This is a genomic window from Mesorhizobium sp. M0047 (genome assembly GCF_040323315.1).
Classification (GTDB): Bacteria; Pseudomonadota; Alphaproteobacteria; order Rhizobiales; family Rhizobiaceae; genus Mesorhizobium.
In genome coordinates, this window is the sequence record NZ_JAMYUW010000048.1 from 41827 (window position 1) to 54092 (window position 12266).

Sequence of the window (12266 nt, forward strand, 5' to 3'; positions counted from 1 at the left end):
GGCCATGACCAACAGTGATATTGCCATCCGCTTGCAGGATGTCACGAAGGTTTTTCGCATCTATGCGCGCCCTGAGGATCGGCTGATACAGATGGCAACCCTCGGTCGTGTTCGACGATTTCGCGAATATCCGGCGATACATGGAGTGTCATTCGAGGTTTTCCGAGGGGAAACGGTTGGAATTATTGGGCGAAATGGCAGTGGCAAGTCGACGCTTCTCCAGATGATCGGCGGCGGATTGCATCCGACGTCTGGAACCATTGAACAAAAAGGCAAGCTGTACTCCCTCCAGCTTGGAACTGGCTTCAATCCGGAATTCACAGGACGCGAGAACGCCTATCTTGGTGCCGCGATCATCGGAATGTCGAGATCTGAAGTTGAAGCCAGAATGGATTCGATCCTGGAATTTGCCGGCATTGGCGATTTCATCGACCAGCCAGTCAAGACCTATTCAAGCGGAATGTATGCGCGCCTTGCCTTCGCCGTCGCCGCGCATCTGCCAACGGATATTCTGCTGGTAGACGAGGTTCTGGCAGTGGGTGATCTTGCCTTCTCGCAGAAATGCATGCGTTTCATTCGGGAGTTCAAATCACGTGGGACTCTGCTCCTATGTGCGCATGATCTGGGTTCGGTGATGGCGCTATGTTCTCGTGCCATGTGGATCGACGGTGGAAAAATCCGCATGATCGGGCCAACGAAAGAGGTTTGCGATGAGTACCGCCGTGCGATCGAGCTTGAAGGCGACAGCACGGCTGAGTTGAAATTTGGTGGCCGCCGCGGCGAGCGCCCGCCTGAGGCCCCGCCGCCTTCGGACCATCGTTCGGAAATATTGCGGTCGTCCTCGCTCGCCAACGAAATCAAAGTGTTCGATTTTGATGATGATGCCGCTTGGATTGGTACCCGTTCGGGATCGATCGTTTCTGCAGGGTTGAAAAATCCGGCGGGGTTGCCGCTCACCAATCTGTCGGGTGGAGAGAGCATAGTCTTTGAGATCAAGGCGAAGGCAAATACGGACCTTGAGCTTCCAATCCTGGGGTTCACCGTTCGTGACCGACATGGCCAAGCTGTCTTTGGCGACAACACATTCCTGACCTATCGCCACGATGACATCGTCATACCGGCCGGAGAGACGATCATTGCCCGGTTCGCGTTTCAGATGCCCTACCTGCCGACCGGAGATTATGGAATTACGGTCGCATTGGCCACCGGTAACCAGGCAGAACACATCAAGCAGCACCGCGTCGAAGATGCCATCTTCTTCCACGTTCTCTCATCGCATGTCGCGAAAGGCCTGATGGGGATCCCCATGCAGTCGATCACGATGGAAACGTTAGGCGACCAGGAGATATCCGCATGAAGCATCATGGCGACCTTTATCTCGATCTGCTGAAGCGCTCGCTGCTGAATCGCGTGTATCTCGATAACGAGCTTCGCATCATCTATCTGCGCAACTGCATTGCGGGCTCCGAAGTGTTCGATCCCCGCGTGCTGCACGATATTCGACATGAACGAGCTGATGCCTATGCCGAGATGATGGCAGGGCGCACCGATGGCAGATTCTTCAGCCACAGTATTCACAATGCGGGATATCCCCATACGATGATCGGGCAGGCGCGTCTGGACATGCTTCATGAGTGCCTCGACACAGTGGTTGGCGACGGCATTCCGGGCGATTTTGTCGAGTGTGGGGTCTGGCGCGGCGGAAGCTGTATTTTTATGGCGGGATATCTTAGGATTAACCCGGCCGAAAACCGCCGGATATTTGTCGCCGACAGCTTCGAAGGACTACCTCCTCCGAGCCTTGCACAGGATACCGGACTTGACCTGAGCAAGACAGTCTATCCCGAGCTTGCGGTCGGTGAGGAAACTGTTCGCGAGAACTTTGGCGTTTACGGGCTAGAGTCCGATTCGGTTGTCTTTGCCAAAGGGTGGTTCAAGGACACGCTCCCTCGGCTCCAGACGGGCGAAATTGCCTTGCTTCGTCTCGATGGCGATCTTTATGAGTCTACGATGGACTCCTTGGATGCGCTCTACGAGAAAGTTTCGCCAGGCGGGATTGTGATCATTGATGACTACGGGATAGAGCAATGCCGTCTCGCGGTCGCAGATTATTTTGCTCGAACGTCGCGAGATCTTCCTCAAATGCACCACGTCGATTGGACGGGCGTTTGGTTCCGCAAGGCTGCGTAAAATGGACTATCTTGAAGCCCTCTCGTTGATACACAAGATATTGCAACCCAGGAACTATCTTGAGATTGGTTCTCGCTTTGGCCACAGCCTTGCCTTGTCGGAGGCGCCATCAATTGGGATCGATCCGGACTATGAAATCAGGGCGCCACTGAAGGCGCCAACGCGTTTGTTTGCTGAGACAAGCGACGACTTCTTCAAGCGTGACGTCGCGGCGCTGGTGGGTGGCTCGGTCGATCTCGCCTTTATCGATGGCATGCACAACGCGGAGTTTGCGCTCCGCGATTTCATCAATTGTGAACGCGTGAGTCACGCCCAAGGCGCCATTGTGATCGACGATGTCTTGCCACGCGACATTGCTCACGCGAGCCGTGAGCGCAATACTCAAGTTTGGACGGGCGATATCTATAAGCTGGTTACGATATTGCGGAAATTCCGACCTGACCTGATCGTGGAAACGTACGATGTCGAGATGAAGGGTCTGTGTATCGTTTCCGGATTGAAGCCGGGCGACCCCACCCTCTCGGAAGCATATCGCGACATCGAGGCCGGGATTCTGGACGGCCACTACCAATTGGATACAATCGAGGAAATCACCCGGATTGTCGCGCCGCGTCCGACGGCCTCTTTGCAAGCTGATCTTGGGCGATTGAACGAGCGCCGCTCGAAACGAAGCTACGTGACCGGCTTGGCTGGCGCTAGTCTGCCTGGTTATCATGCCGGGACGATGGAATATCGTTACCGTGGCATTCCGTGTCTAAAAAGCTCTGTTGACATCGCAATCTATCTGCGGTTGCTGGAGCAACTGCGGCCTGCATCGATCATCGAGATCGGATCGAAACATGGCGGAAGCGCCATGCTGTTCCGAGACATGTGCAGGGCAATGGATATCCAGGCCCGGATTGTTTCGATCGATCTGGATCAGCCAGGCGTGCCCGCTTCGGAAGGAATTAGGTTCGTTCAAGGCGATGCCGCCAATCTTGAGGTTCCGTTCCGCCAGCATGGACTTTTTGACTTGCCGCGGCCCTGGCTGGTGATCGAGGATTCGGCTCATAGCTATGCAGTTTGCACCTCGGTTCTGGAGTTTTTCGAAGAGCATCTTCGCGCCGGCGAGTATCTCGTCATGGAGGACGGCGTGCTTGACGATCTCGGATGGTCGGCCCGTTATCAAGGTGGACCCAACAGAGCGATTGCAGAATTTCTTGCCAAAGGTTCCGGGTCTTTTGAAATAGACGTCGCCTGCTGTGACATGTTCGGTCAGAACATGACTTATAATCCCAATGGATATCTGCGAAGGACATGAGGCTTTTCTCACGAAAGCGTCGACCGTTCCTGTCGGTGATCATCTGCATCAATAATATGGCAAGAGAGGCACCGCGTACGATCCTGTCCGCTTGCCGCCCTTATCAACAAAATGTCTCGTCGGAGGACTATGAGGTCATTGTCGTCGACAATGGCTCGGCCGTTCCTTTTACGCTGCGCAATAGCGCCGGTTTGTCGCCGGCGCCCCGGATTGTCAGCATGCCCGACCCACAACCGTCCCCTGTCTTTGCGCTTAATTGGGCAGCAAGGCACGTGGCCAAAGGCACGCATATCCTCTTTGCAATCGACGGCGCCCGTATCTTTTCCGATCAGCTGATCGCCAACATGTTGAAAGCACACTCAATGTGTGCGGATGCATTCGTCTATACGCTGGGCTGCCATCTCGGGCCGAGCGTGCAGATGGTTTCGACCACCCAAGGATACAACGAGGCAGTGGAAGATAGGCTTATCGCGGATAGTGGCTGGCCTTCGAAGCCATCCGCTCTCTATGATATTTCCGTATTTGCGGGATCATCCACCAACGGCTTCTGGAATCCCATCGTCGAGAGCAATGCGTTCTCTTTGCCGCGCCATCTGCTGGACGCCATCGGCGGCTATCACGCGGGCTTTGTTTCCCCAGGCGGAGGCTTGGCCAATCTCGAGATTTTCGCACGCTACGTACAACGCCCGGATGCTAAAAACGTATGCTTGCTGTCAGACATGACATTTCATCAGGTTCATGGCGGAATCGCAACTTCAGGGAAGGTTCAGTTTTCCACGTTCGATGCAGAGTACCGTTCAATTTTCCAGCGCGGATATGTTCAGCCGTCTTTTGAAGCAATTTATCTTGGGCCGCTTCGCCCGGAGGTTGCGAAATTTGCGCGCATTGGCCTCCTGTAATGCGTTTAATGCTGGCAATGGGTAGGCGACGACAGTCAAGGCAACGAACTTCGGAGCCTTCGCCGGCGCGTAGGCTGACGGAAACGAAAAACCCGCCTGTACGGCGGGTCACTGGCGCAAATCAGCACCATAGACAAATATGTACCATAGCTGAGGTCACGAAGTCAAGAAAAAATTCCTATCATGAAAAGCTGCCGGCACAAAAGCTGCCACAGGACCTCGGATTGAGAAAGCAACCCCTCAGTCAGGTGTATTTCCCCAAAAAACCTCTGGCTATGCCTTCAACCTCGCAGTATGCGATACAGGACGGCGGGGGCCGCGGATGGCACTTTTGAGAAAGTGGATGCGAAGCATCTTCGTGTTAGCGTCTTGGCGGTGTTCATATCCGTGAGCCTGGAGTCTAGTGCCTTCCGATGAATTCTTACCTCGAATCAGTATTCGGGCTCCGGCCACAGGTGCGGCGCGCCTTCATCATGGTCCAGGACGTGGCCATGGTCCTGGTCGCCGTGGCGCTCAGCCTCGTGCTTTCGCGCTCGGATCTTTCGTTCGAAGCGCTCTCCGACGAGGGTCTGGCAACCTGGGCGGCCATTGTTCTCATCAGCCATCTGCTGTTCAGATATTCTGGCCTCTACACGACCGTCTGGCGCTTTGCCTCGACGCCGGACTTTTTCAACATCCTGAAGAGCTGCGCGATTTTGACGCTCGCTCTGTATGCCACTTCGCTGCTGGTTCGAACCTTCCAACCGGTGCAGGGGCTCAACGAGCGCCAGTTCATCGTCTTCTTCCTCGTCTCCTTCACGATCATTTCGGCGCCGCGGCTGTTCTACCGCTTCCTGCGTGACGGCGCGAGCTGGGGCATTCTGAGCCGCAAGACCGGCGAGACCGAGGTCAAGCGCGCGCTGTTCGTCGGCCGTCTCGGTGAGGCCGACCTGATCATTCGCTTCACGCGCACGGCACAGCCGGGGGACTATTCCATCGCAGGCATCATGGCGACCGAGCGCGGCGCGCCGTTGGGCACGCGCATACAGGGTGTTCCCGTGGTGGCGACCCGGCCGCGTCTGATCGACGTCCTGGAGGACTATGCGAGCGGCACCAAGAGCCTGGACCTGCTGATTTTCGGCAGTGGCGCCGAGCACGAGATCGAGGACTATTCCGAACTCGTCCGCGTCGCCCGGCACGGCGACATCAACGTGGTGCAGTTCTCCGGTCTTTCGGAGCTGGAACGGCACGGAAAGCTGGTTCTCGACACCGTCGAGATGGAAACAATCCTGCGCCGTCCGACAGTCGCGTCCGATATCGAGCGCATCGGTGCTTTTATCGGCGGCAAGCGTGTCCTGGTCACGGGCGGCGCCGGCTCGATCGGCCGAACGCTGGTCAAACGGTCGCTGGAACTGGGAGCCGAGGAGGTGCTGGTCGCCGACAATTCCGAGTTCGGCATCTTCCAGCTCAGTCAGTATATTGACGAGAACGACCACGACCGCCTCAAGGTCCGTATCGTCGATGTCGCGGACCGGCGCCAGATAACGCGGGTCGTCACGGAATTCCGGCCTGATATCATTTTTCATGCCGCCGCGCTCAAACACGTTCCGCTGCTCGAGGAGAACTGGGATTCGGCCATCCAGACCAATATTTTCGGAACGCTCGTTTGTGCCGAGGTCGCCGCCAAATGCGGGGTCGCGCAATTTGTCCTGATATCGAGCGACAAGGCGGTGGATCCCTCATCGGTGCTTGGCATGACGAAGCGGGCCGCCGAACAGATCGTCAGCGCCTTGCATGGGACGCCGGCGGCCGAGCCGGGCGGGCGTCGCTCCGCCACCAAGTTCATAGCCGTGCGGTTCGGCAATGTCTTTGGCAGCAATGGTTCGGTTGCGACCATATTCCAGGCGCAGATCGAGGCCGGGGGGCCAGTCACCATCACCGACCAGCGCATGACACGCTATTTCATGACCGTGGCCGAAGCCGTCGATCTCGTCATCATGTCGGCGGCCGATGCCGCGTCGCGGCAGAGCGGGGACGATTATGCCGTCTATATGCTCGACATGGGCAAGCCGGTGCCGATTCTTGAAGTGGCCGAAACGATGATCCGCCTGTCCGGAAAGAGCCCGTACAAGGACATCGCAATCAGGTTCACCGGTATAAGGCCTGGCGAAAAGCTCCACGAAACGCTGCATGGCGAAGACGAGGAACTCGTCGAACTCGACATTTCGAAGATTTTTGGCCTCAGCACGGACGTCGTGGAATGGTCGGATGTCCAGGTCGCGCTCACGGCGCTGCAGCAGGCAGCAAAAAATCAGGACAAGGCTGCCGCGCTCGCCGTGCTGGCAGGCCTTGACCGCGCCAAGAAGGCCAGGGGAAGCATTCATCAAGATGCGATCCCGAAAACGGTCGGGCAGGCGGGCTAAGCCGCTCTTCTTCCGACGCGACCATGATATGGGATCCGGAAATCTCTGGCATATGCAAGGTGTTTGACGTTCGTGGATAAAGCAGACCTGCGCATCGCAGTCCTGATGGGCACGAAAGATGGCGCCGCCTTCATCGATGAGCAGCTGCAGTCGCTGCTCGCCCAGTCGCACCGTCTGGTCGACCTGTGGATATCCGACGATGGTTCCATCGATGGTACGACCGCGATTATCGAGGCATGGCAATCCCGCTGGCCCAAGGGTCGAATGACCCTTGTGGAGGGGCCGCGGCAAGGATTCGCGGCCAATTTCCGGTCGATGATCCTTGATCGACGCATCGATGCGGACGGCTATGCCTTCTGCGACCAGGACGATATCTGGGAGCCCGACAGGCTGGAAAGCGCCATCAGCTGGATGCAGGGCCACGATGCAAAGACGCCGCTGATGTATTGCTCGCGAACCGCGACCATGACCGAAACGGGAAGCCTTGTAGGCCATTCGCCGCTGTTTGCCCGGCCGCCGTCCTTTCGCAACGCGCTTGTGCAAAGCATCGCCGGCGGCAACACCATCCTACTCAACGCCGCGGCACGCGACCTGCTGGCCAAAGCCTGCGCGCGGACCGGCTTCGTCAGCCACGACTGGTGGGCCTATCTCATCGTGACCGCTGCCGGCGGCATCGTCCGCTACGATCCGCGGCCACTTGTGCGCTACCGGCAGCACGCCGCGAACCTGGTTGGCGCCAACGTGTCGTGGAAGGCAAGGGCTTCCCGGCTTGGCCGCCTGTTCAAAGGCGAGTTTGCCGGCTGGACGGATCTCAACCTTGATGGACTTGCCGTCAATCGCGACCTGCTGACCGAGGACGCGGCGGCGTGCCTCGACCTGTTCATCCGCGGGCGGCAGGGCGGTCTTTTCCACCGCTTGGCTGGCTTGCGCAAAAGCGGTGTCTATCGACAAACCCTTTCCGGCACCCTGGGGCTCTATCTCGCTTTCATCCTCGGGCGCATCTGAGCATCGAACGGCTGCGTGGCGCACTTGGTCGAGAGATGAGCTCATGCTACGTCGACCCGGGCCTCGCCTGCGGCGTCGCCTCGGGACTTTGGCAGGGAGCATGATCGGTCGTTCATGAAGGCAACCAAGCACATCTTCGATCTTGCCGGTGCCGCTCTGCTGCTGGTGGTCACATCTCCCGTTTTGGCGCTTGCCGTCCTTGCCGTTCGGGTCTCGTCGCCCGGTCCGGCTATCTTTTCGCAGACGCGGGTCGGCCGCGACGGGCGGCTTTTTCGCTGTCACAAATTGCGCACAATGTATGTCGGGACCCCGTCATTGCCCTCGCATGAGGCACCACCGAATTCCGTGACATCGGTCGGAAAAGTCCTGCGGAAGTTCAAGCTCGATGAGTTGCCGCAATTCTGGAACGTTCTGAAGGGCGAGATGAGCCTGGTCGGCCCGCGCCCCTGTCTGCCGACCCAAGCGGAATTGATCGAGTGCCGCAGGCGGCTGGGGGTTCTGGCGGCGCTCCCGGGCATTACTGGCCTGGCCCAGATCAAGGGCATCGACATGTCGAACCCGAAGCTTCTGGCTGAAACGGATGCCGCCTATCTCGGTGCGGCGTCATTCTGGCTCGACCTTCGGATTCTGCTTGGAACGTTCTATCGAAGCTGACTGGCCATCATCATGGTCAAACAAGGAGTCGGGATTTACCAAGCCGCGCTAGCTCCGCCAGCCTTTCCAGCGTGCCGGTTTCAGGCCTCCACCCCTGCGATATCAGCAGGGCAGGGTCGCATATCTGTGTCGCGGTCAGACTGTCCCAAAACGCCCGCCTGCCCAGCACGGCCGCCGCCGGCCGTATCAGGCCGGCTGGTATGGCCATCACACGCATCGGCCGCCCGAAACCTCTGCGAAACGCGGCGATGATGGCCTCGACTGCGATCGGCGGCACATCGGCGCCGACATAGATCTGACGAAGTGACCCCGAATGGCTCAAAAGGTGCGCCACCGCCCGCACTGCCGCCCCGGATGACATCAGCGAGCGGATTCCCGTCAGGGCGCCCGTCGGCAGCGGCAGCGCCGTATCAGCAAGGCGCATCAGCGTAGCGAGATTGCCCTTCATGCCGTTTCCATAGACCGGGGGCAGGCGCAACACGGCGGCGTCGGAACGGCCTTGCGACGCATAGGCGCCCAAAACCTCGATCTCGCCTTCGCGTTTGGAGCGTCCATAGACGCATTGCGGGGCAGGAAGAGTGTTTTCGTCGATCGTTGCGCTGACGCAAGCACCGATCACGGCCCGGATCGAGGAGAGATGGATGAAGCGTCCGCTTACCTGTGCCGCCGCGGCATGCGCCAACCGCGCGCTCAATTCCACATTGGCCGCCCGGTAGTCGGCTTCGGTGGCATTGCCCCGATCATTATTGAGGCCGGCACAATGGACGACGTGGGTCACATCCCTGGTGAGTGCCAGGAAGGCCGCGGCCGGTGCATCGAAATTGGGCATCAGCACCGCGCCGTCCCCCGACCCAAGCCTTTCCGGATGGCGGGAAGCGAGACGAAGCTCGGCGCCGGCTTCGCGAAGTTTGTGCACGACAAGGCGCCCGATGAAACCCGTCGCGCCGGTGACCAGGACCTTCATTGCCTTGCCCGCAACAACTCTTGGGTGGCCGCCGGAAGCTCCTGCTCTTCCATCACTGGTGGAGGTGCATGCTTTTCCATCAACGGAGCCTGACGGCCGGAGGCAAGATACGTTCCACACACCAGGAAGACCATCAGCACCGAGTCCAGAATGTCATGGCCGACCAGGATGCCCGTCATTCCGGCCGTGAGATAGGTTATCACCACGACGACAATCATGGTGGCGCCGAACCGTTCGACCGGATCACTGCTGTTTCGTAAGACCCGAGCAGCATTTCCAGCGGCAACGACAAAGATCGCCGCCAGCGTTGCGGCGCCCAGAATTCCTGCTTGCACCAAGGCGGTCAGGAAGCCGTTGTGAAAATGATTGAAGCCTGCGTCCATCGCGAACTGATCATGAAAGCCCTGCTTGATCAAAGACTGGGTCGCACCCACCCCATGTCCGAACAGCGGCATGTCATGGAATGCTTTGAGGCCGATCTCCCAAAGCGCCAAACGTATTCCCAGTGAGCTGTCGTAATTGCCCTGCGCGCCAAGCGCATTCCAATCGGAGTGCAGAAAGGCGACGCGCCCGGATATCGCCTGGAAGCCGAAGGCGGCGACCACGACGCCGACTGCCACCAGCAGCAGAAGCACACGAGCGGCATTCCTGCCTCTGAGCCTCTGATGGTTAATAAGCAAAACAGCGATGCCGGCAATCAGCAGTGCCAGCCAAACGATACGCGAACCGGAATAGATCATGGCGATCGTCCCGGCCAGCGCGGCGTGAAAGATAGGACTCCGGGCTCGCTCTATGCCTGACAAGGCACCGGCCACACAAACCGTTACGGCAAGGCAGAGCACGGTTGCAAAGATGATCGGATTGCCGGCCCCGCCCTCGGCCCTGACCCCAATCCAATATTGCTGGATGACAGCCATCGGCAGCGCGACAAAACAGGCGACCATGCTGCTGAGTACGATGATGCGGGCAAGCGTGGTTTTCTGCGTAATGCTCCAGGTCGAATAGGAGACGGGGAAAAACAGGAAGGTGACGAGCGGGATAAGGTGCGGCGCATCGCGGACGAACGAATTGTTGACGACGGTGGCCAGGAGATTGGCCGCGCAGTAGGCATAGATCGCGACCGTCAGCCAGATCACCGGCCGGTCTGCGTTAAAGCGCCTTTTCCCAGAGGCAATCAGTACGATGGAAGCTAGGGCCCCGCCGTTGAACACAAAGCTGACCACCGATCCCAGAACCGGTGGAAAAAAGAAGCAAAGAATGGAGAAGTAGATATTGATCCACGAAGGCGTGAATTGCTGTCTCAGGGATGAAAGCCGGTTCAATTGTCGGGCTCGCTATTTTTCGGGAAGTTCATGCGGCGGATCTTGTCTGGCGAAGTAGAATGCCTCGCCCCGAATTACCACCCTACATCATGCACTTGCCCGCTTCCCAAGGCTGGTATAGCGGCTGGGTTCGCTTTTCGAAAGCGTGTCGGACCGCTTGCCGCTGAAAAATCGGCAGCCTGCGCCGATCGATCTGGAGAATTCCTGGAAGGGCAGTCGCATGTCTATCCAAGCAATATTTTTCCCGCGGTTTCCCGGACTTCGGACCCACGAGCAGGAATTTCCGGGTTTGGCGGTATCCTTGGAAAATTCATTCCCGAACCGTGCGTCGGCACGCCAGTCTTGCATTGTTCTTGGCAATGGCGATCTGCTAGAACGCCGGCTTGAGAGAGATTGTCCAGAAGCAGGGCTTGAACCGGGCGCAAAAAGCTCGATGATTTGAGGCGAAGTCTTCTGTTGGAAGGTACGAAAGAACGCTCACAGTCCATGACAACAGAGCTTACGCATCTTCAGCGGCTTGAAGCCGAATCCATTCACATATTCCGCGAGGTTGCGGCCGTCTTTTCCAAGCCGGTTATGCTCTATTCGGTCGGCAAGGATTCATCCGTGCTGATGCATCTGGCGATGAAGGCGTTTTATCCCGCCAAGCCGCCTTTCCCATTTCTCCACGTCGATACGACGTGGAAGTTTCGTGAGATGATCGCCTTTCGTGATCTGATGGCGCAAAAACTCGGCTTCGATCTTCTGGTTCACGTCAATGAAGATGGCGTGCGCCACAACATCAATCCGTTCGATCATGGCTCGAACACGCACACCCATGTGATGAAGACAGTGGCGCTGCGCCAGGCGCTCGACAAATACGGTTTCGACGCGGCCTTTGGCGGCGCTCGTCGCGACGAGGAGAAGTCTCGCGCCAAGGAGCGCATCTTTTCCTTCCGCAACGCCCAGCATGTGTGGGATCCCAAGAACCAACGCCCCGAGATGTGGAAGATATTCAACACCCGTGTTGCATCGGGTGAATCGATCCGCGTCTTTCCGCTCTCGAACTGGACCGAACTCGACATCTGGCAGTACATCCTGCAGGAGAGTATCCCGATCGTGCCGCTCTATTTCGCCAAGGAACGGCCGGTGGTGGAGCGCGACGGCATGCTGATCCTGCGCGATGACGAGCGCATGAAACTGCGCCCCGGCGAGACGGTGGAGAACCGGCTGGTGCGTTTCCGCACGCTGGGCTGCTATCCGCTGACCGGTGCAATCGAATCGGGTGCCGACACGCTGGAAGCCATCGTCGGTGAAATGCTGACCGCGCGCACCTCCGAACGGCAGGGTCGCCTGATCGACCGCGACGAAGCCGGCTCGATGGAAAAGAAGAAGCGCGAGGGGTACTTTTGACCATGCGCCACATCATGGCAAAGAGCCTCGCACCCACCGACGGCGTCCGCGACTATCTGGCGGCGCAGGAGAAGAAGTCGCTGCTGCGCTTTCTGACCTGCGGTTCGGTCGATGACGGCAAGTCGACGCTGATCGGGC

The 12266-nt window shown here is 58.3% G+C and carries 10 protein-coding genes; 8 read left to right on the top strand and 2 right to left on the bottom strand.

Annotation, left to right across the window (positions count from 1 at the left end; translation table 11 throughout):
* Positions 1-4: 4 nt before the first annotated feature.
* From NKJ89_RS30715 to NKJ89_RS30745, 7 genes are all read left to right on the top strand, one after another.
* A complete protein-coding gene (locus NKJ89_RS30715; RefSeq protein ID WP_352608118.1) occupies positions 5-1357 on the top strand; it encodes an ABC transporter ATP-binding protein in 1353 nt (450 codons plus the stop codon).
* Positions 1354-2190, top strand: coding sequence for a TylF/MycF/NovP-related O-methyltransferase (locus NKJ89_RS30720; RefSeq protein WP_352608120.1), 837 nt, complete (start codon positions 1354-1356; stop codon positions 2188-2190). The genes NKJ89_RS30715 and NKJ89_RS30720 overlap by 4 nt, the downstream gene beginning before the upstream one ends.
* A gap of 1 nt (position 2191) precedes the next feature.
* Complete coding sequence (locus NKJ89_RS30725) at positions 2192-3490, top strand: class I SAM-dependent methyltransferase (protein WP_352608122.1); 1299 nt, start codon at positions 2192-2194, stop codon at positions 3488-3490.
* A complete protein-coding gene (locus tag NKJ89_RS30730; protein ID WP_352608124.1) occupies positions 3487-4389 on the top strand; it encodes a glycosyltransferase family A protein in 903 nt (300 codons plus the stop codon). Before NKJ89_RS30725 ends, NKJ89_RS30730 begins: the two co-directional genes overlap by 4 nt.
* A gap of 413 nt (positions 4390-4802) precedes the next feature.
* On the top strand, positions 4803-6791 hold the full coding sequence (locus NKJ89_RS30735; RefSeq protein WP_352608126.1) for an SDR family NAD(P)-dependent oxidoreductase: 1989 nt from the start codon (positions 4803-4805) through the stop codon (positions 6789-6791).
* Positions 6792-6863: 72 nt separating this feature from the next.
* Entirely contained in the window at positions 6864-7796 is a 933-nt protein-coding gene (locus NKJ89_RS30740) for a glycosyltransferase family 2 protein (RefSeq protein WP_352608129.1), read from the top strand.
* 114 nt (positions 7797-7910) lie between these two features.
* Positions 7911-8450 carry a sugar transferase gene (locus NKJ89_RS30745; protein ID WP_352608131.1) on the top strand — a complete coding sequence of 180 codons (540 nt, stop codon included), beginning with the start codon at positions 7911-7913 and terminating at the stop codon, positions 8448-8450.
* A gap of 16 nt (positions 8451-8466) precedes the next feature.
* On the opposite strand, the gene NKJ89_RS30750 is transcribed toward NKJ89_RS30745, so the two are convergent.
* Together NKJ89_RS30750 and NKJ89_RS30755 are read right to left on the bottom strand one after the other, a co-directional pair.
* On the bottom strand, positions 8467-9414 hold the full coding sequence (locus tag NKJ89_RS30750) for an NAD-dependent epimerase/dehydratase family protein (RefSeq protein ID WP_352608134.1): 948 nt from the start codon (positions 9412-9414) through the stop codon (positions 8467-8469).
* A complete protein-coding gene (locus tag NKJ89_RS30755) occupies positions 9411-10736 on the bottom strand; it encodes an O-antigen ligase family protein (RefSeq protein ID WP_352608136.1) in 1326 nt (441 codons plus the stop codon). The genes NKJ89_RS30750 and NKJ89_RS30755 overlap by 4 nt, the downstream gene beginning before the upstream one ends.
* A 486-nt stretch (positions 10737-11222) precedes the next feature.
* On the opposite strand from NKJ89_RS30755, the gene cysD reads away from it, so the two are divergent.
* Positions 11223-12128, top strand: a complete 906-nt coding sequence (gene cysD, locus NKJ89_RS30760) for a sulfate adenylyltransferase subunit CysD (RefSeq protein WP_352608138.1) — start codon at positions 11223-11225, stop codon at positions 12126-12128.
* Positions 12129-12266 lie beyond the last annotated feature (138 nt).